A 20,750-nucleotide genomic window follows, 5' to 3' on the forward strand; every position below is an offset into this window, starting at 1 on the left:
GTGGCGCCGTGGTAGAACCGCATGATCTGGTCGGTGACCCGGCGGTGTCACCATCGGCGGCCACGAGCCAGTCGCACCGGGCCGACCGCCGTGGACAGGTCGACGTCCACCCCATGCTGACGGACCACGACGATCTCGTCGTCAGCCAGGCCTTGGGCGACCTCGCGCGCCATGTCCATCAGATCCCGCCACGACGTCCCGCCCACGACCCGAGCCGCGTCACTGGGACAGATCGTCGCCTCAGGGCTTCGATGCCGCAGCAGCGCGCGCATCGCCGCGGCCAACCGCAACCGTTGACCCTCAGGCGTGGGCTCCCACCACAGATCTCCCCGCTCCCCCAGCGCCACCTTGGCGTCCTGGACCCGCGGACGCGCGGTCCCTGGGTCGCTGCGGACGTCTCGGCGCGCGGCCATCAGCTCGGCCACCAACTCCTTGCGAAGCGACTCCGGAATGGCCGGATCGCTGGCCCGCCACCGCCGGCCACCCACGATGATGTGCCGGCCGTCCGCGGTCACCTCACCACGCGCGGCCTCCGTCATACAGTCATTATCCGCCACCGGCGGGCTCAGCCCCGATCCCTCCCGGCACCCACCACATCGACACGTCTCGACCAGTTACCCGCGTAGGAGTGGCAGTGGCCCACGACCGGCCTCCGGGTGAGATGGCTCTGACGCCACCGCCGCGCGCAGCACAGGCGGTGTTCGACGCGCTGCTGGCGGGGACTCACCGGAACCCGATCTCGACGACAGCGTCCAGGCCACCCGGCTGGCGCTGCTCGCCCAGCGGCGGCGGACACACCCGACGCCGCAGCGGTTCTAGCTGGTGGGCTAGCTGGCCTTGCTGTCGTCGAACACGATGATGCTGCCGACGTAGCAGGCGACCCACACGGTCCCGTTCTTCGGTTCGTAGGTGATGCCGATCGGGTGGTGATCGGTGGGCTCCTCCGCGATCTCCCTCATGTCGGACGTGCGCAGCTTGCTGACCGTAGACGACTCGTAGTTCACGACGTACACGGCCTTGCCGTCGGAGGAGATCGCCATCGACCTGGGCTGGCTGCCCGTGAACACCGACTTGATCACCCGGCCGCTGGACGCGTCGATCTTGCTGACCGTGCCCGAGCCGTTGTTGGTGGAGTAGAGGTGCTTGCCGTCCGGCGAGATCGCCAGGTGACGCGGGCCGCTCCCGGGCTCGGCGAACACCGAGACCTCGCCTGCGGACAGGTCGACCTTGTCGATCCGCGCCGCGCCCATGATCGCGACGAACGCCGTTCGGCTGTCGGGCGCCACGGCGATCCCGCGCGGGTAGCTGCCGTTCAGCGGAATCGTCTTGCGGACCTTGCCACTGGCGACGTCGACCACCGACAGGTCCCACGAACACCAGTTGGTCACCAAGACGGTCTTGTCGTCCGGAGTGACCGCGACGTACTTGGGCACGGATCCCACGGGGATCACCTGGTCGATCTTCAGCGTCGCGGTGTCGATGCGGTACAGGAAGCTCTTGTCCGGCTGCGACGCCGGCGTGCACGAGTCACTGCCCTCTGGCCCGAAGTTCTGGCCGTACATGGAGTAGTTCGACACGTAGACGTACTTGCCGTCGTGCGTGAACGCCGCCTCGACCGGGGCGCCCTGCGAGGTGCCCGGGTGGCCCTTGATCCCGAAGTCCGCCAGCTCGACCGAGTCCGGGATGGTCTTGATCAACTTTCCGCTCGGGTCGAACACCGAGATCGTGTGCGTGTACATCATGTTCTGTGCGGTGATGATGCCGCCGGGACCCGCGACCACCGACTTCGGGCTCATCCGGCCGGTCAGCCGATCCAGCCGGGTGAAGTCCGTGGTGTCCGCCGGTGGCAAGGACACCGGCTGGTCGGCGGGCTTCGGGGTCGGCGATTGCGTCGAGGTGGGCGACGCTGTGAGTGTCGGCGTCTTCGTGGCGCTGGCCGTCGGCGTCTTCGTGGCGCTGGCCGGCGTCTTCGTGGGAGAGGTGACGCCACCAGCGGCCGGCGGCGAGTCCTCTCGTGCCCGGTCGCAGGCCGAGGCGGTCGAGAGCACGGCAAAGGCAACGGCGCACGCCACGGCGCCGCGGCGCGGGCGCACGAACGCGGGTTCGGTACGGATGTTCATCGTCCCCGATCGGTTCGATGTGGATGGAGGACCCGACCGTAACCCACGAACGGTGAGCGTTTTCCGCCCCTTCCGGTTGGAGGCCCCGACCATGGCCGAAGTCGAGGTCATGGTCGCGTCGGCCGGGTTTATCGACGAAGCTGCGCCCGTCCCTGCCTCGCCGGAGCTGCCGGGTGGTGATCGCATTGGTAGCCCGGCACCTGATGGATCACCGCGATCGGCTGTCCGAAACTTTGATTTCGAGCCACTTGGGGGATTTACACTGGCAGCGACGGTACCCGCGTGGTGAGGTCTACGGCGAGCGCGCGAAGTCCTAGAACGCAGTCTCTCCCGCGCCGAGATCGCCGTACCCCACCGGATCACCGAGGAGTGCTTGTGAGTGATGAGCTGCAGGACAAGCTGGACGGACTGGTCTGCGAGCTCGGCGTCATCGGTGTCGCCGCGGGCGTTCTGGTCGACGGGCAGGAGAGGTATGCGTTCTCTGGGGTGACCAGCGTGGAGAATCCGCTCCCGGTCGAGGCGAACACGTTGTTCCAGGTGGGCTCGACGACAAAGACGTTCACGGCGACCGCGCTTCTGCGCCTTGTCGACCAGGGCCTGGTTGGCCTGGACGATCCGGTACGCAGCTACGTGCCGGAGTTCCGGACCAAGCAGCCCGAGGTCGGCGAACAGGTGACGGTCCTCCACCTGCTCAACCACACGGCCGGCTGGGACGGCGATCTGTTCGCCGACACCGGCAACGGTGACGACAGCCTGGCGCGTTACGTCGAGCTGATGGCCGACCTCGAGCAGGTGACGCCGCTGGGCGGACCGGTCAGCTATAACAACGCCTCGCTGTCACTGGCGGGCCGGGTGATCGAGAAGGTGAGCGGCGCGACCTACGAGCAGGCGCTGCGCGAGCTTCTGCTCACCCCGCTCGGGCTTGAGAACACTTGGTTCTTCCCCGCGGACGTGATGACCCGGCGGTTCGCTGTCGGCCACACCTGCCGCGAGGACGGGCGCGTCACGGTCAACCGGCCGTGGGCCGTGCCTCGCAGCGCCGCTCCGGCAGGCGGCCTGTCGGCGAACGCGGCCGATCAGCTCGCTTGGGCCCGCTTTCACCTGGGTGACGGCACAGCGCCGGATGGCGCTCGGCTGCTGCCGGCCACATTGCTGCGCCGTATGCAGGAACCCACCGTCGACATGCGCGGCAGCACGCACGGCGACTATGTCGGCCTCAGCTGGCTACTTCGCGACATCGGCGGGACGCGGCTGGTCGGCCACGGGGGCAGCACAAATGGTCAGTACTCCAACTTCACGATGGCGCCGCAGCGCGGGTTCGCGCTGATCAGCATGACCAACAGCGGCCCTAACGGTCCACAGCTGAACGACGAACTCACCAAGTGGGCGCTACGACACTACCTGGAGCTGGAGGACGTCAGGCCTGAGCCGCTCGTCGTTGGCGACGACGAGCTCGCGGTCTTCGCCGGCGAATATCACACCATCGCCGTCGTTGCCGCAGTCACCGTGGAGCAGGGCCGTCTGGTGGTGGTGGGTCGACCGAAGGCGGGGGTAGCCGAGATCACGGGCGGCGGGGAAGAGGAGGACGCCCAGAGGAAGACCCCGCTGGCCCTCGTCGCCGGCGAGGGGGACCCTTTCGTCGTCTGCGACGGTCCGGCCAAAGGGATGCGCGGTTATTTCACGCGTGACGCCCGGGGCGCGGTGGATGGCTTCCACTTCGGTGGCCGACTGGCCACCCGTGCAGAGCCGGCTTCCGAGCCAGCCTAAAGGTCGCGGCACCCATTACCCGCCGGACTCGTCCTGCTCAAGCTGCCCATCGCCGATGCCGACCTGCTAGCCGTTCTCTTCAAAGGTCAGCTCGCCCGCGGCGGGCATATCACCACCGCACCGGCAGCGACCGCACCCCCCGGAGCAGTATCCCCGGGAGCCACTCGCCCGGCTCCCCGTCCGGCTCCAGGTCCGGGCAGCGCTCCAGCAGCGTGCGCAGCGCCACCTCGCCCTCGAGGCGGGCGAGCGGGGCGCCCAGGCAGAAGCGGGTCCCGTATCCGAAGGACAGATGGGTCCGGGCGTCCTCGCGCCGTACGTCGAAGCGATCCGGATCGGAGTAGCGCGCCGGGTCGCGGTCCGCGGCCGCCATGTCGACCAGCACCATGCCACCGCGCGGCACCAGCACGCCGCCGATCTCGGTGTCCTCCAGAGCGATGCGCGGCGTGGTGGTCGGCACCGGCCCTTCGTAGCGCAACGTCTCCTCCACCAGCCCCTCCGCCAGCCCCGCCGGATCGGCCCGTACGGCCGCCAGCTGGTCGGGGTGCGCGAAGAGCATGCGCACCGCGTTGCCGATCGTGTTGACCGTCGTCTCGTGCCCGGCGACCAGCAGCAGGAAGGCCAACGAGATCAGCTCCTCCTCGGTGAGCCGGTCTCCACCCTCGTCGGCCGTGTGGACGAGGGCGCTGAGCAGGTCCTCCCCGGGGTTCTCGCGCTTGGCGGCGATGAGCCCTCCGAGATACGGCATGATCTGCTCGTACGCCTCCTTCTCCGCCTCGGGGCTGGTGGGCGCGAGGGTCTCGTTGGACCAGTGGTGGAAGGAGGCGCGGTCCAAGCCGGGGACGCCGAGCAGTTCGCAGATGACGATCATGGGCAGCGGGGAGGCGAACGCGTCGATGAGGTCGGCGTGGCGCGCTCCGTCCGCCGTCATGCGGTCCAGCAGCTCGTCGGTGATCTCCTGGACGCGCCCCCGCATCTTCTCGACGCGTCGGGCCGTGAACTCCTGCGACACCAGCTTCCGCAGCCGGGTGTGATGGGGCGGGTCGCTCATCAGCATGTTGGTGTTGCCGAGCATGTCCAGGGCGTACGGCGGTTCCCAGCCTTCCTGCCGCCACTCGCGGTGCCAGTCCCGGCTGAGCTTGGGGGAGCTGAAGGCCTCGCGCGCGGCCTCGTACCCGATCACGAGCCACACCAGGCCTTGATCGGGCGTCATCACCTGGCGCACCGGACCGCCGCCCTCGCGCAGCCGCGCGTAGGCGGTGTACGGGTCGGCGACGAAGTCGGGGCTGAGCGAGGCGAGCACCTCGATCCCGTCGGCGCTGTCGGGCCGGTCGGTTCTGTCGGCTATCGCGGGATCGGCGACGGCATTCTCGGTCTCGGTCACGACGAGATTCCCTTCCTCAAGCCCGGGTTGCTGGCCCCGCCGACCAGTCCAAGCACAGCCACTCACGCTAGTGCCGCACCCCCACTCGCGCAACTATTTGCCCCATTGATCCATAGATCATCGGAGATTGTCCGGCTTTGGTGGTGACTGCGGCAATCTGATACGCTACAAACCCGGACAAAGCAGGACGTTGCGCAACTTGGCTATCACATGGCCGAGAGTTTGCTCGCGACCTGCAAGAAACGTGGAGGGCACACTATGAAGGACTCTTCGGAGACGGCCTTGGACGAGCTGTGGAAGCTGGTGTACACCAGCTTCAGGTTCCCGTTCATGCACGCCGCTCTGCGTCTTGAACTCTTCACCCTGCTCAAGAACCGGCCGGGCTGCAGGCTTGACGAGATCACCGCTGAACTCGGGCTGCAGGAACGTGCCGGACACGTGCTGCTCCTCGGTTGCTGTGCGTTCGGCCTCGTGCGCAAGGAGGGCGACGGCTACCACAACACCGCGGCCACCGACCTGCTGGCCGGCGATCAGGACGCGTTCATGCCCGTGATCGTCCGCTATACCCACGAGATGCTGTACCAGCCGATGGGCTGGCTCCACGAGTCGCTGGTGAACAACAAGAACGAGGGGCTGCATCGCGAACTGCTCGCCGATACCCCGGCGACAACGCTCTACGAGCTCCTCGGCGAGGACAAGAACCTGGAGCAGGTCTTCATGGCCATGATGGAGCACCAGAGTCGCTCAGTGGTCGAGGACCTCGTCAACGCCGTGGACTTCTCGTCGTACAAGAAGGTGCTGGACGTCGGCGGAGGCACCGGGACCAACTCCATCGGTTTCGTGCAGCGCTGGCCGCATCTTCAGGCAACCATCCTCGAACTGCCCAACGTGGCGGAGATGGCCGCCGCCCGCATCGCCGAGGCGGGCCTCTCCGAGCGCATCAACGCGGTGGGGACCGACATCTGGAAGGACGAGTTCCCCTCGTCCCACGACTGCGTCGTCTACTCCCGTTTTCTTGAGATCTGGTCGCCCGATCAGGTCCGCGACCTTTTCGCGAAGACGTACCGCGCGCTGGAGCCGGGCGGTCACATGGTGATCGTCGCGTGCGCCCAGGACGACGACGAGACCGGACCCACCCACGCCGCGTTCATGGCCGGGTACGTCCAGACGATCGCCTCACCCGAGGGCCGTATCTACACGGCCCAGGAATTCGAGCAGTGGTACACCGAAGCGGGCTTCGAGCCGATGGACCGCCAGTACCCGGGCCGCTTCGACGTCATCCTGCGTGCCCGCAAGCCCATCGCCGGATAAGTCCGGTGGACTCGCCGTCGGGCCGGTCACCGCTGTCCGCGTAGTGGTTGGCGCTGGTTACCCCAGCAGTGTCGGTAATGTCGAGAACGCGGTCTGAGTCAGATCGCGGGTGAAGCCGATGGTGCGGCCGCCCTGGGTTTGAGCGATGATCCCATCGGTGCGTGAGCCTCTCCAGCGCCTGCGACCTGCCCGTCCGCTACCAGCGAACGGCGCCTGCTCAGCAGCTGCCCGATTCGCGAGTAAGGTGTCGAGTACCGCTAATTCCGACCCGTCGGTCGGGCATTGGACGAACGAGCGAGGAGACAATCAGCCATGCCGAACTTCGACCTTCCGCCCTTCAACCCCAGATTGGCTTCTGGTGGGGGGATGGCCTTCAGCGACTCCGTTTATGAAGGCTTGCTGCGGGATCGAATCATTTTCCTCGGCCAGCAGGTAGACGACGAGATCTCCAACAAGATCACCGCGCAGTTGCTCACGCTCGCCGCGGATCCGGATAAGGACATTTACCTCTACATCAACTCGCCCGGCGGATCCGTCACCGCCGGGATGGCCGTGTACGACACGATGAACTACATCAAAAACGATGTCGTGACGATCGCGATGGGCTTCTGCGCGTCGATGGGACAGTTCTTGCTCACGGCCGGCGCTAAGGGTAAGCGATTCGCGCTGCCGCACACCAAGATCCTGATGCACCAACCATCCGCAGGCCTCGCCGGCACCGCGACCGATATCCGCATCTACGCCGAGCAGTTGGTCAAGACCAAGAGGGAGATGGCCCAGCTGATCGCCGATCATTCCGGCCAGACCTTCGAGACCATCACCCGGGACTCGGATCGGGATCGCTGGTTCACCGCTCACGAGGCCAAGGAGTATGGCCTGATCGACGACGTGATCGGCTCGACCGAGCTGATCCCGGGCGGCGGCGGGACTGGCGTGGAAGGCCGGTAGGCATGACGTATCGCAGCGCCGGCAGGCAGCTCAACGCCGCTCCGGCTGCCCGCTCGTTCCTGCCTCGATTTGTCGAACAGACCTCGTCCGGCACGCGGGACTACGACCCGTTCTCCAAGCTGTATGAGGAGCGGATCGTCTTCATCGGCACGGTCATCGATGACATCACCGCCAATGACGTCATCGTGCAGCTGCTCTGCTTGGAGTCGGTGGACCCGGACCGCGAGATCACGATCTACATCAACTCCCCCGGCGGGGCGCTGGATTCGCTCATGGCGATCTACGACACCATGCAGTTCATTCGGCCCCTGATCCAGACCGTGTGCATGGGCCAGGCCAATTCGGCGGCGGCGGTGCTCTTGGGCGCCGGCACCAAGGGCAAGCGGTTCGCGCTGCCCAACGCCCGAGTGCTGATCCATCAGCCATCCAGCGGTGGCATCCAAGGCCAGGTCTCAGATCTGCAGATTCACGCCGAGGAGATGTCGCGCCTGCGCGATCAGCTCGAGGAGATCTTGGCCAAGCACACCGGCCGGTCGATCGCCCAGATCCGCGAGGACATCGAGCGCGACAGGTTCCTCACCGCTGAAGAAGCGGTCGACTATGGCCTTATCGACGGTGTGATTCAATCTCGGGCGCTCGCCGCAGCACCGGCTTAGCAGGCTCCGCGCTGAACCCTCCCCGTGCCTCACCTTTGACACCGAAGGAACGCATCGACGAACAACCCTGAACTGGTCCGTCAGCTGCCGCCGCGGTCGGTGCTGCGGACACTGCCCTGATCGGGCAGCTCCTGCATCCAGACGCCATCTGGGAGATGGCGAGCGCGCCGATGCAGTAGTGCGCTCCCAAGCCGAAGCCGAAGGACAGGTGTCGGCCGCGCTCGGTCAACTCGAAACCCCGGGGCGCTCCGACCGTGGCTGTGCTCGTCGCGGCCCAGCGCCGCGTACGACATCATCACGGTTCACCTGTCGGATCAGCACGCCACCCGTGGCGATCCGGTCATCGGACCGAGGCCAAGACAGCCGGCTCAGTCGCCGGGAACAGCAGAACGCTGGCGTTCTGCTCGGCGAACTTCGATTCCCGGGTGAACTTGAAGTACAGCGCCCGCATCCGATGCTTGATGGGGCCCTCTAGCTGCTCGACCTGACTGAGCGCATACGAGGCTTCGACCATGATCTGAGTGCGCGGGATCCGCACCGCCTCATAGCCGCGCAAGCCCGGCTCGACGCCGGGCTGGGCGGCCAATTGCTGGGCCAACACCACCGCATCCTCCACGGCCATCGCCGCACCCTGGCCGAGGCTGACCAGCATGGGATGGGCCGCGTCGCCGAGCAGGGTGACTGGACCCTGCCCCCAGGTGTCGCGGAACGGCCGGTCCTGGGCACGTACCGTCACGATGCTCTCCGCCGGTGTCCTGCGAATCACCTCTGGCACCTCAGGCGCCCAGCCCGCGAACACCCGTTCTACCTCGGCCTTCACGTCGGCGCCGGCGGGCTGGCCCGGCGCGGTGTTCTTGGTGCCCCACCAGTACGCGCGGCCGTTGCCGATATCGGCCAGCCCGAATCTTTCGCCGGCGCCCCAGTAGTGAGCGGCAAAGCCGGGCACGAACTTCGGGTGCTCGAACGGCACGGTAGCCAGCCAGCAGACGTAGCCGCCGTCCCGGACCTCTTCAGTGCCGATCACCTGCTTGCGGATCGCGGAATTGAAACCATCAGCACCGATCAGCAGGTCACCGGTTGCCTGCCGCCCGTCGGTGAAGTCAACCTGCACGCCGGTGTCGGTGACCCGGAAACCGGTTGCCACCGCGCCAAGCTCGATCCGCAGATCAGAGCCGGCCGCGGCCAGCAAGGCTGCCTGCAGATCGGCCCGGTGAACTGCGAAGCTGGGTGCGTCCTGCTTGCGGGCGAACTCCCTGAAGTCCATCGAGCGGATGAGCCGACCCTTGCGGGTACGGAAATCCAGGCTTTCGAAGACGCGGCCGCGGGCAGCCAATTCCTCTTCGAGGTGAATGTCGAGGGTGTGCAGCGCCGATACTGCGTTACACATGAACGAGACCGCGGTGGCGCCCGCCCTGAGCTCGCGGGCACGCTCCCAAATCTCCACCTCCAGCCCGACCTTGCGCAGGGTAGCGGCGGCTGCCAGGCCGCCGATGCCGCCACCGACGATGATCGCCTTCTTCGCGCGGTTCTCGGTCATGCTCGCTTCCTATCTGTCGCAATGTCGGATGGGTTCGACCGCAAGACGCGATTGATCGTGTCGGCGATCCCTTCCACGTATGGTTCATCCAGCAGCACCAGGTGATCGCCGTCGACATCGACGACTTCGATCCGGCCGGTGGTCATCGCCGACCAGCCGTTGGTGGAGTCGGTGTGCAGGCTTCGGGCAGCACCGTGCATCGGCTGCAATACCGCTGGCAGTTGCGCGGTGGCGCGCAGCAACAGCAGATCCTGCGGCGCCGGTTCAGGCTGATAGGTCAACAGCGCCTGCCAGTGCGCCTTGAACATCGAGAACAGCCGACGCACCTGTTCGGCGGAGCCGGTGTCGGCCAACACCCCGGCTGCCGCAGCACGATCGGCGACGAAGTCGAACGCCCGGTCGGCATCGAGGTCGGCCGGCACCGCCTCCACCTCGGTCAGGCCGCCGTGCTCGGCCCAGAGCATCTCCCAGAAGAACCACTCCAACAGCGAACGGTCGGCGATCTCCGGACGTTGGCCCTGCTCGATTGCGATCGGGTCGATGAGGATCAGTTGGGCCACCCCGGCTGGCTCGACGGCGGTGATCTGACGGGCCATCTCGAATGCGATGAAGCCGCCGAAGGACCAGCCACCGATGTTGTACGGCCCGCTCGGCTGTATCCGGCGGATCGCTGCTACGTACAGTGCCGCGAGTTCAGGAACCGATCCAAGCGGTTCGCTGCCGCCGACGCTGCCCGGCGCTTGCAGTGCGTACACCGGCTGATCAGCGCCTAGGCGCTCGGTCAAGCCTCGGTAGCACAAGACGTTGCCGCCAAGCGGATGGACCAGGAACAGCGGCCGTCGCGACCCGGTCGAGCGCATCGGCACCACTGGGTCGAAGGTTCCCCGGTCCGGCGCCGACCGCAGCCGAGCTGCCAGCGCCGCTACGGAGGGCGCCGTGATCAGAGCCGACACCGGCATTGGGGCACCGAACCGTTTCTCGATCAGCACCGTCAGCCGCATCGCCGACAGCGACGTCCCGCCGGCCTCGAAGAAGTTGTCCTCGATGCCGATCTGGTCGGACTCGAGCACCTGACGCACCAGCTCGAGCACGCCGCCTTCCCAACTATCCCGGGCCGGTCGGCCCGAGGAGATCCGTCCGGAGGCAAGCGGCAGCTCAGCCAGTGCCGCGTCGTCCCGTTTGCCGCTGGCCGTGCGCGGGAATGCCGAGATCCACTCGAAATAGCTCGGCACCATGTAACCGGGCAGCGCGCCATGCAGGTAGCCGCGCAGCTCCTCGATGTCCAGCTCGGCCGGATCACCGGTCAGGTAGGCCACCAGGAACGCGTCAGCACCGGCGGCCCGGCTACGCGCGATCACCGCGACGTCAACCAGCGCCGGATTCTTTCGGCCCGCGGCCCGGATAGCCAATTCGACCTCGGCCAGTTCGACCCGGAATCCTCGTACCTTGACTTGGGAATCCGCTCGGCCGAGCCAGACAAGCTCGCCGCCGGGCAGCCTGGTCGCTAGATCACCGGTGCGGTAGATCCGCACACCTTCGCGATAGCTGAACCGTTCGGCAGTCAATTCCGGCTGGCCGAGGTAGCCATCGGCCAGACATAGCCCTTGGGCGTACAACTCGCCTCTGCCGCCGTCCGGCACATGCCGAAGCTGGTCATCCAGCAGGAGTAGCTCAACGCCGGTGATCGGCCGCCCGATCGGCGGTAACTCGGGAAACAGTTGTGGGTCACCGGTCATCGGGAAACTGGTCAGCAGATGCGTTTCGGTAGGCCCGTACTGATTCTCCAGCACGGTGCCCGGTAGCGCGGCACAGAACTGCCGAATCTGCTCGGTGACCCGCAACTGCTCGCCGGAGGAGATGATCGTCGACAGCCGAGACGGCCGCAGCCCGAGCGTGACGGATGCCTCGGCCAGCTGCTGCAATGCGACGTAGGGCAGGAACACCCTTTCCACGCCGCTTGATTCGAGCAGCCTGAGCAGCTCAGGCATGTCATGCCGGTGGCTCTCGTCGATCAGCTGCAACTGGCCGCCGGCGTACAGCGTCGAGAGAATCTCCTGGAAGGCGACGTCGAAGCTGAGCGGGGCGAACTGCAGGGTGACCCGAGCGGTCCGGCCGCTCACGGCTTGCTCCTGCCAGCTCGCGTAGTTGGCCAGCACCCGGTGTGGGATTTGCACCCCCTTCGGCAAGCCGGTCGAGCCGGAGGTGAACAGCACGTAGGCGACGCTGTCCGGATCCAGCCGGGGCAGGCTTGCCGCCGCGGCGGCATCGCCGGCCGGTTCGGCCAGCAGTTGCTCGACCGCAACCACCAGCGACGGGTCGACGCCGGGTTGGTCACCGGCCTGGGACGTGACCACCACGGCCGGCTGTGACCGTTCGACCATTCTGGCTATCCGATCCGGTGGGTAGGTCACGTCCAGCGGCACGCACGCGCAACCGGCCCTGGCGACGCCGATGATCACGGCGATCGCCTCCGGTGAGCGGTGCATCGCGATGCCGATGTGGCTACCGGGACGGGCCCCCAGCGCGATCAAACGGCGTGCGATGCGCTCCGATGCCTGCCACAGCTGCTGATAACTCCACCGGACGTCGTGGTGGGCGACCGCGATTGCCGACGGTCGCTGCCGGGCGTGGCGGTCCAATCGATCGATCACCGTGTGCGGCGCCGGATGGGTCGTCGGTTCCGGCAGCGTGGTGGGCAGGAACTCCAAGCCGACCGGCTCGGTGGGATGCGTGACCAGGTGGTCGAGGATATCGAGGTAACTCGCGGCCAGCTGTTCGGCCTGGGCCCGGCCGAACGTCCGGCCGTCCAGGTCGAAGCGCAGCCACAGCCGGTCGTCGGCCGGGTCCAGCACCGCGTTCAGAAGCAGGGCGAAGTTGGTTTCTTCCCACGTCTGAAAGTCGATGAGGTCCACCTCATCGTGCTTTAGCAGGTCGTTGAGCACCCGCAGGTGGACGAAGTTGAAGGCGGTGTCGAACGGCAACCGGCCGCCGAGATCACGCTGGATTGCGCTGAGCGGGTAGCGGCGGTGCTGGTGATTGTCCTGATCGGCCGCGTACAACGCCTGGGCGATGGCCAGCCATGAGCCGGTGACCGAGCGCAGCCGTACCGGTAGCGTGCCCAGGAACAGGCCGGTGACCCGTTCGGCATCGCTACGTTCCGGCCGGCCACCCGTGACCAGGCCGATGGTGATGTCATCGGCCCCGGTGAGCAGCCGCAGCAGCCCGAAGTAGGCCGCGAACAGCACCGATTTCAGCGGCAGCTCGTGCTCTCGCGCCAGGTCCCGGGCCCGGGCCTCTAGGCCGGCCGGCAACTCGACCCGCAGCGCGATCAGCTCGCCGCTGTCCGGTCGTACGTGCGGCCGCGATCCGGTCAGCTGGATCGGCTCGACCTGGTCGAGTTTCTGCTGCCAATAATGGCGTGATTCCGGATCAGCCTCGGCCTGCCGCACAGCCCGGACGTGATACCCGGGAGACGGCCGCTCGGTCAGCCCCACCGGGTCGATCGAGGCGCCGGCCAGGTGGAGGTAGTCCTGCAAAAGCTCGCCGACCAGAGTCGCCACGCTCCAGCCGTCCAGAATCGCGTGGTGGAAGCTGAACACCAACTCCACAGTGTCCGGCAGCAGATGGACCCGGAAGAGGTACAGCGGCGCGGCGTCGAAGACATAACGGTGGAAGCGGCGATCGGCGACATGGTTCTCGATCGCCGCCTCCGCATCCTCCGCGGCGACGGACCGCAGGTCCCGGAACTCCAGGCCACCGGCCACCTCCGCGGCGACCAGCTGCACCGGCTCGCTGAAGCTACCCAGGTCGAACCATGACCGCAGCACCGGATGCCGGCGCTTCACAAGCTCGAACGCACGGGTGAAGTCGGCAACGAAGCGATCCTCGTCCCGCCGGATGCGCAGCGAGTAGCGGAACACGTCGTGATAGACGGCCGAACGTTCGTGCTCGGCGCTGTGGTAGAGCAGACCGAGTTGAAGGTCAGTCGCCGGATAGCCGTCCACGGCGCCGAGGACCGGGTTCGGCCGAGTGAGCATCGCCGCGTCGGCCGGACGGAGCAGTTCGAACGGCGCCAACGGCTCATCGGCCTGAGCTGATGGGCTGCTCGAAGCGCGCTCGGCCAGGCCGGCAACCGTCGGCCGGCGGATCAGGTCGGCCAGTTCGAAGTAGATGCCTTCCTTCTCCGCGGCTGCGCGGATCTGCAGCATGGTGATCGAGTCACCGCCGACGGTGAAGTAGTTGTCGTGCACCCCGATCGCCTCGACCTTGAGCACGCTGCGCCAGATGGCCGCGATCGAGGCCTCCAGTTCGGTGCGCGGCGGGTCGACGCTGGCCGGTTGGCCCTCCAGCAGCAGCGAAAGCGCCGCGCGGTCGGCCTTACCGTTGGGGCTCAGGGGAATCGACTCGATGAGCTGGAACACCGACGGCACCAGATAGTCGGGCAGCCGGCGTTGCAGCTCCTGCCGCAACACGGCCGGGGTCAGGCTCGGATCGCCGACGTAGTAGGCGACGAGCATCAGCGACCCGGTCGGGCCCGGCTGACCGGCGGCCACCGCCGCACGAACCCCGTCGATCTCGGTGAGCGCGGACTCGACCTCGCCGAGTTCAACCCGGTTGCCCCGGATCTTCAACTGCCCGTCGATGCGTCCCAAGAAGCTGATCTCGCCATCGGCGGCACGGGTCACCAGGTCACCGGTGCGATACAGCGTCGGATAGTCCGACAGCGAGCCGATCGCCGGGTTGGCGACGAATTTCTCCGCGGTCAGCTCCGGGCGGTTGAGGTATCCGCGGCCGACGCCGACCCCCGCGATGTACAGCTCGCCGGCCAGCCCGACCGGTTGCACCAGCCCGTGCCGATCCATCACGAAGAGTTCGATGTTGTCGATCGGACGGCCGATGGGCACCCGGCTCAGTTCCAGGTCCGGGTCGGCCGGGCAGTCGTAGTAGCTGACATCGACGGTCGCCTCGGTGGGGCCGTACAGGTTCACCAGCCTGGCCGGCTCGGCACTGTGCGATGCGAGCGTGGCGAACCGCCGGACTTGCTGCGGTAGCAGCGCCTCGCCACTGCAGAACACTCGCCGCAGGCTGCCCAGCGGGTTGGCCGGGCGATCGGGGTTGCGCTGCTCCTCCTCGGCGAGGTCGAGAAACGGGTCGAGCATCGACGGCACGAAGTGCGCGACGGTCACCCCGTACTCGGCCACCGCCCGAGCCAGTTGCCGCGGGTCCTTCTCGTGCCCGGGCGCCAGGAGCACCACCCGTGCACCGGCCAGCATCCACCAGAACAGTTCCCAGACCGAGACATCGAAGGAGATCGGAGTCTTCTGGATGAGCACGTCGTCCGGGCCGAGCGGATAGCGTCTGTCCATCCAGCGCAGTCGGTTTATCACTGACCGGTGCTCGATGAGCGCGCCTTTAGGACGGCCGGTCGACCCTGAGGTGTAAATGATGTAGGCGAGGTTGTCGCCGGTGACCGCCGCCGGCTCCGCCGGCTGCGGGCAGCTGGGCAGTCCCCGGCTGAGATCGTGCCGGATCGCCGCGCCCCAGTCGACCTCCTGATCGATCCGGCCGTCATGCAGCACGATCCGGGCGCCGCTGTCGCGCAGGATGAACTCGATCCGGTTGGCTGGATAGCCGAGATCGATGGGCAGGTAGGCCCCGCCGGCCTTGAGCACCGCCAGGATCGCGATGATCATCGCCGGACTGCGTTCGAGCAGGATGGCCACCGGCTCTTCGACCGTTAGGCCGTCGGCATGTAGTACCGCCGCCAGCGCGTCGGACTCGGCATCGAGCTCCCGGTAGGTGAGTTGCCGCTTGCTCTGGTCATCCAGCACCGCGACTGCGTCCGGCGTTCGGGCCGCCTGGGCCTGGAATTGGGCCGCCAGGGTGGTCTGCTCATCGAACGGGAATCGGGTCCGGTTGACCTGCCGGGATACCGCCTCCAGTTCGGCCGGATCGAGCATCGGCAGCTGCTGCGCCTGCCGGTCCGGCTCGTCCAGCGCACTACGAAGCAGCGTCTGCAGGTGGCGGACGAAGTCCTCGATCCGGTAGTCGTCATCGAACACGTCGCAGCCGTAGTCGAGGTCGACCTGCACATCGCTGACATCGTCCAACTCGTTGACCACGATGCCGAGCGCGTCGTCGTCATGCGCACGGGCCTGTACCACGGTGTCGTAACGCAAACCGGGAATGGTGGGTGGACTCGGCCATTGCAGGTAGGCGATGGTCACGTCGAACAGCCTCTTGGGGCCCTGGCCGCTGTTCGGCAGAGCCGCCAGCAGATCACCGACAGCCAGCCTCTCATGAGCCTTCAATCCGCGGGTGCCGGCACGTACGGCGGTCACCAGCTCGGTGAAGGTCTGCTCGGCGCCGATGGTCAGCCGAAGCGGCAGCGTGTTGGCGAAGTGCCCGACCATCTGCTGCTCGGTAGTGCTGGGCCGGTTCAGCAGGGGCACCCCGACGCACACGTCATCGGTACGGTGCACCCGGCTCAGATAGAGGCCCAACACACCGGTCATGAAAGCGAAAACCGAATGGCCCTGGCCACGTATCCGATCGATCAGCTCGCGTTCCACGGTGAAGTGGTGGCGCGCGCTGCGCCGGCTGCCGGCGGGTTCCCGGCGTTGGTAGAGCGCGGGCTCCAGACCGGCCAGTTCGGCACGGAAGTGCTCCTGCGCGCTGGAATGCCCCAACGATGCGCGGAATCCCTGATCGAGCTCGATCGCCGTCCGGTACGACGGCGCCGGCCGGTCGGGCAGCTTCCCGGTTTCCTGCAGGGTGGCCAGGTCCCGGCGGAACTGGGCCATGATCAGGTTGAGGCTCCAGGCATCGTTCAGGATGTGTAGCGAGCGGACATACACATAGGCGACCTGGGGTGACTCTCGAATGACGGCCAGTTGCACGAGTTGCGATCGAAGCGGCTTGAACGGCGTGTCGAACGCCTCGCGCAACCAGTCCGCACTGGCCTGCCGGGGATCGGCCGCACCGGACAGGTCGACGAGCTCCACCGTAGGTGGTGTTTCGGCCAGCCACTGGTACGGAACGCCGTCCCGTTCGTCGATCCGCATCCGCAGCGCGTCATTGCGCTCGGCCGCCCGAGCCAGGCATGCCTGGAGCTCGGCATCGGAGCTGGCGCCGACAATGCGGTCATAGATGAAGACGTTGAACTGCGGTAGTTCCGGAAAGAGCGAATTGGCCACCCACACGTCACGTTGGCAGGCAGTCAGCTGGTACGTCGAAGTCATCTGCCGGTATCCCTTGAGTGCACTGAAGTGGTGTCCACTGGCTGAACGAGATCCCGAAGCTGCTCAGCCGAGCGCGACCACCGTGGAGTGGTACCAGGGGTTGCCGGCGGCCTCGGAGATCAGGTCGCGCGACTGCGTCTGGTAGAACTTGCCGAGCTCGAGAGTCACGCGCTGGACGAATTCCAGCGCTGTGAAGTACTTGCGCATGAAGCTCGGCTGGTCGAGCCGGACCTGAACCACCTCGACGTTGCGGTTCTGTGGCAACGGGCTCTGCAGGAGTGAAACCAGGTTCTCTCGCTTCTGGACCGTGTATGCGTCTTCCTCATCGTCACAGAAGATCAGCACCAGGTGACGGCGATCGGGGTCGGACAGGGTGGCGACCTCGCTGTGGCAGAACTCGTGGAAGTAGTTCCTGGTGGCGGGCACCATCGCGATCTCGTTGAAGTGCATCTTCGCCAGTTTCAGCAAGCTTTCATGCCACTTCGGCGATGCGATCATGATGATGTTCGCGTCCTGCGCGCGGTGCGCGGCGTCGATCGCAGCCCGTTCCAGCTCGGCATCGAAGTCGGTGGCCAACTGGTCGACCAGCGCGCGCACCTCGGCACTGCGGTCCTGCTGGAGCAGGCCCAATTCGGAAAACATCTTGATCAGGATCGCGAAGTACTGCCCAACGTGGAAGAGCGGGTACTCCCGATCCGGATTGCTCAATTGCCAGCGGGCAATCGACACTCCGAACTCGCTGCCCAACTGTGCCAGCCGGCCGCCCGAGGTGAGCAGCAGCACCCGGTCATGCATCTCCTTCATGTCGTGGAAGGCTCGGATCGGCTCGTTGGAGTGACCGCTGTAGGAACTCAGGATGATGAGCGTCGATGGATCTTCGATCACTGAACGGGGCACCAAGAACTGGAAGTCGTAGTCGTTGAAGACGAAGATCTCCAGGCCGCTGTCGAAGGTGCCCAGGTAGGTCCGGATCACGTCGGAGACGATGGCCGAGCAGCCCATGCCGCTGAACACGATCTGCCGGAACTCGCCGTTGGCCATCCGGTCGCGCAACTGGTCGGTGATCTCGTCGATGCTGTATTCGGAGGACTTGACGAAGGCGGACCGGTACTCAGTGGAGAGGAATTGTTCGTATCGTTCGAGCCGAGAAGGCATGGCTTTGCTCCAAGTGATCGCAGGATGAGGCTGTAAGCGACTAGCGGTGGCTCACCACATGAACTGGCCGCCATCGATGATCAATTTCTGTCCGGTGAAATATCGGGAGCGGTCGCTGACCAAGAATTCCAGCGCATCGGCTAGTTCAGCCGGCGTGCCAATGCGGCCCTGCGGGATCTCATCGAGCAGGCTGCGGCGTGCGTCCGGATCGGCATAGCGGTACCGGTCACGCATCTCCTCTGTGTCGATCATCCCAGGAATCAAGCAATTGACCCGGATAGTCGGAGCAAGTTCAAGGGCCATGCATTTGGTCAAGTGCAGCAAACCAGCCTTACTGGCGCAGTAGTTCGCTCCGTTGCGCCGGGCCCGAATCCCGGTGGTCGCACCGATGTTCACGATCGAGCCGCCGCCGGCGGCGAGCATCGCCGGAGCGAGCAGGGAGGTGAGGTGAAACGGCGCCGAAAGGTTGGTCTCCAGAACGGTTTGCCAGTCAGCTTCGTTGAGTTCGAGCAGCGGACGATCGATATTCCGCCCCGCGTTATTGACCAATACGGCTGGTGCGCCGTGTTCGGTGACTAGTTCGCGAGTCAGCTCAACCAGCGCGGCCCGGTCGGAGATGTCAACTCGCCGAACCTGCCCTCGGTTGCCCAGCATCTTCCCGGCGAGCTCAGCAGCGGCCTGGTCTTGCCGGTACAGCGCCAGCACGTGGTAATCCAGGTCGGCGAGGCGTTCGCTGAATGCGTAGCCCAGGCCTTTCGTGCCACCTGTAACGATGGCCAGCCTCGCCGTGTGATCGCGCACAGGTCCTCCATGGACAGGGCACGTCGGGGGAAACGTGCCGAATGACCCCGCACGGTGGCGTGAGTCGCGTCGTTAGAATACTAGCGTAACGGGCAGAAGCGAGCAATCACCTATCTAGGGCGAAGCGTTCAAATCGGACTTGCGACCCGGGAGGACCGGCCCAGAACATCGCGCCCGGCGAACCGATCGAGGCTCGCGCCGGAGACCTGGCCGGAAACCGAATCTCCAGGACACGAAGCCTCCGGTGCCTGATCTGGTCGCTCGGTGTTCCTAAGGCGCTGCGACGGTGGTGCTACGGCGTGCGCACCGGGGTGTGCGTGCGGACCGCAGTGACAACGTCGGTGATGGCGGTGATGGACAGGGCCGAACCTGCCGCGTCCACCAGGAACGCCACGTGGTCGAGGTCCGCGACTGTGTGACGGGTATTTCTCGACAGGGCCGCGAGCTGGCCCTGAGCGGTGCCCCATCCCGGCTTGTGGTCGACGTTGTCCTTCGCGGTGAGCACGACCAGCGGGGTGGCGCCAAGCGTGGTGAGCGCCTGAGCCTGCCGGAACGTGTCAGGCAGTGTGGCCTGCTCCGCCCGCATGTTCGCCATGCCACGAGGGCTGTTCGCGAACGCGGACACCTGCTCACCGGCCGCACCGGGCAGCACCGGGGTGCTCAACGCACCGATGAGGTGACCGGCACCGAACCGGAACAAGGTGGGCGCAGGTGCCAGGACGCGCCGCATGAGCTGGTATTCGCCGTTGAACGGCGTCACCAGGTCCATCTGGTGCGGGCTGGCGCTGTCGAGAAGGACAACTCCGGCCACGTCGTGGGGGTACAGGTGCGTGTACGTGAGGGCGTGCACGCCGCCACTGGAGTGACCGGCCAGCACGAACGGGCCGGACTCCCCGGCGGCGGCCAGCAGGCGGTGCAGGTCGGTGGCAGCGTTGGTGGCATCGGCCGGCTTGGATGAGTCCTCGCTCCAGCCCTGTCCAGCGCGGTCGTAGGCGCAGACGCGGGTCGTCACGGCGATGGCCGGGTTGATGCGTGCCCACAGCGGGGACGTCTCACCAAGGCCGTTGAGCAGCACCACGGTGGGTGCGCCAGTGCCGGTGCAGGCCAGGTGCAGGCGATACCCGCCGACGTCGACAAGTCGGCCCGGCATGGCGCCGGCGGTGACGTCGGGCGCCTTTGTCGTGGCTTGGCACAGGCCGCCGAGACCAGCCAACAGCATCACGAGCGTGACCGGGTAGATGAGCAGGCGGCTTCGTCGGGGGACGTTCCGGCGGGTGCACCGCTCGGTCCACACAGCCAGAATCACCAAAGCTGGCGCCCACGCCCAAGCAAGGCGGGTCATGGCCGGCTCACCCGGGTTGACCACCAGCAGTGTCACGCCCGACGCGGCCATGACGGTGGCGGGGACGTAGGCCCACCGCTGCGGGCACGTCGTCCTGCGGGTGGTGAGCCAGGCGAGCATCGCCCAGCCAGCAGCGAACGCGACGAGGCCGCCGCCGACGAGCCGTGCCTCGGACGCGTTGGGCAGGAGGACGAACGTCAGGGCTGCCGCGCCCACAGCTCCGATCGCCAAGGATGCGGCGGTGATGCGGCCGACCGGGCCAGTCGGCGTGGCCGGCACGCTGGTCGGGACGGATGTCGGTGTGCCGGTTGCGGTGGTCATGATGTTTTCCATTCCTGGCCGCCCGGTGCGGTTGGCCACGGAGCAACTGTCGCGGTGACGAGATGTGCTCGCCCCGGTCACATGGCCGGGGTTGACCAGGTAGGCGCCGATGCCAGCCGGGACTGGCTGAGCTGCCGCCGAGGCGTTGGGGCGCCCCCCGCACGACTTCG

The 20,750-nt window shown here is 66.6% G+C and carries 13 protein-coding genes; 5 read left to right on the plus strand and 8 right to left on the minus strand.

All coding sequences use genetic code 11. The features are described 5' to 3' along the window. Window positions 1–47: 47 nt before the first annotated feature. Window positions 48–539 carry a DUF3253 domain-containing protein gene (locus VGB75_11550; GenBank protein ID HEY0167665.1) on the minus strand — a complete coding sequence of 164 codons (492 nt, stop codon included), beginning with the start codon at window positions 537–539 and terminating at the stop codon, window positions 48–50. Between the two features lie 288 nt (window positions 540–827). Further along, complete coding sequence (locus tag VGB75_11555; protein HEY0167666.1) at window positions 828–1,742, minus strand: beta-propeller fold lactonase family protein; 915 nt, start codon at window positions 1,740–1,742, stop codon at window positions 828–830. On the opposite strand from VGB75_11555, the gene VGB75_11560 reads away from it, so the two are divergent. Together VGB75_11560 and VGB75_11565 are read left to right on the plus strand one after the other, a co-directional pair. Beyond that, window positions 1,732–2,409: a hypothetical protein gene (locus VGB75_11560; GenBank protein ID HEY0167667.1), complete on the plus strand. Its 678-nt coding sequence runs from the start codon at window positions 1,732–1,734 to the stop codon at window positions 2,407–2,409. The genes VGB75_11555 and VGB75_11560 overlap by 11 nt on opposite strands. A gap of 86 nt (window positions 2,410–2,495) precedes the next feature. Then, on the plus strand, window positions 2,496–3,887 hold the full coding sequence (locus VGB75_11565) for a serine hydrolase domain-containing protein (GenBank protein HEY0167668.1): 1,392 nt from the start codon (window positions 2,496–2,498) through the stop codon (window positions 3,885–3,887). Between the two features lie 109 nt (window positions 3,888–3,996). Here VGB75_11565 and VGB75_11570 read toward each other — a convergent pair whose 3' ends face one another. Beyond that, complete coding sequence (locus tag VGB75_11570; GenBank protein ID HEY0167669.1) at window positions 3,997–5,268, minus strand: cytochrome P450; 1,272 nt, start codon at window positions 5,266–5,268, stop codon at window positions 3,997–3,999. A gap of 282 nt (window positions 5,269–5,550) precedes the next feature. On the opposite strand from VGB75_11570, the gene VGB75_11575 reads away from it, so the two are divergent. The 3 genes from VGB75_11575 to VGB75_11585 all read left to right on the plus strand — a co-directional run bounded on the left by VGB75_11575 (window position 5,551) and on the right by VGB75_11585 (window position 8,183). Beyond that, window positions 5,551–6,579: a methyltransferase gene (locus VGB75_11575; GenBank protein ID HEY0167670.1), complete on the plus strand. Its 1,029-nt coding sequence runs from the start codon at window positions 5,551–5,553 to the stop codon at window positions 6,577–6,579. A 366-nt stretch (window positions 6,580–6,945) separates the two neighbouring features. Beyond that, window positions 6,946–7,527 carry an ATP-dependent Clp protease proteolytic subunit gene (locus tag VGB75_11580; protein HEY0167671.1) on the plus strand — a complete coding sequence of 194 codons (582 nt, stop codon included), beginning with the start codon at window positions 6,946–6,948 and terminating at the stop codon, window positions 7,525–7,527. Between the two features lie 2 nt (window positions 7,528–7,529). Then, a complete protein-coding gene (locus tag VGB75_11585; protein ID HEY0167672.1) occupies window positions 7,530–8,183 on the plus strand; it encodes an ATP-dependent Clp protease proteolytic subunit in 654 nt (217 codons plus the stop codon). Window positions 8,184–8,523: 340 nt separating this feature from the next. On the opposite strand, the gene VGB75_11590 is transcribed toward VGB75_11585, so the two are convergent. The 5 genes from VGB75_11590 to VGB75_11610 all read right to left on the minus strand — a co-directional run bounded on the left by VGB75_11590 (window position 8,524) and on the right by VGB75_11610 (window position 20,619). Then, complete coding sequence (locus VGB75_11590; GenBank protein HEY0167673.1) at window positions 8,524–9,720, minus strand: FAD-dependent monooxygenase; 1,197 nt, start codon at window positions 9,718–9,720, stop codon at window positions 8,524–8,526. Then, window positions 9,717–16,961, minus strand: a complete 7,245-nt coding sequence (locus VGB75_11595; protein HEY0167674.1) for an amino acid adenylation domain-containing protein — start codon at window positions 16,959–16,961, stop codon at window positions 9,717–9,719. The genes VGB75_11590 and VGB75_11595 overlap by 4 nt, the downstream gene beginning before the upstream one ends. Before the next feature lie 63 nt (window positions 16,962–17,024). Next, on the minus strand, window positions 17,025–18,116 hold the full coding sequence (locus tag VGB75_11600) for an SIS domain-containing protein (GenBank protein HEY0167675.1): 1,092 nt from the start codon (window positions 18,114–18,116) through the stop codon (window positions 17,025–17,027). Between the two features lie 51 nt (window positions 18,117–18,167). After that, window positions 18,168–18,917, minus strand: coding sequence for an SDR family NAD(P)-dependent oxidoreductase (locus tag VGB75_11605; GenBank protein HEY0167676.1), 750 nt, complete (start codon window positions 18,915–18,917; stop codon window positions 18,168–18,170). 292 nt (window positions 18,918–19,209) lie between these two features. Next, window positions 19,210–20,619, minus strand: a complete 1,410-nt coding sequence (locus VGB75_11610) for an alpha/beta fold hydrolase (GenBank protein ID HEY0167677.1) — start codon at window positions 20,617–20,619, stop codon at window positions 19,210–19,212. Window positions 20,620–20,750: the final 131 nt, after the last annotated feature.

Source organism: Jatrophihabitans sp., from assembly GCA_036399055.1.
Lineage (GTDB): Bacteria > Actinomycetota > Actinomycetes > Mycobacteriales > Jatrophihabitantaceae > Jatrophihabitans_A.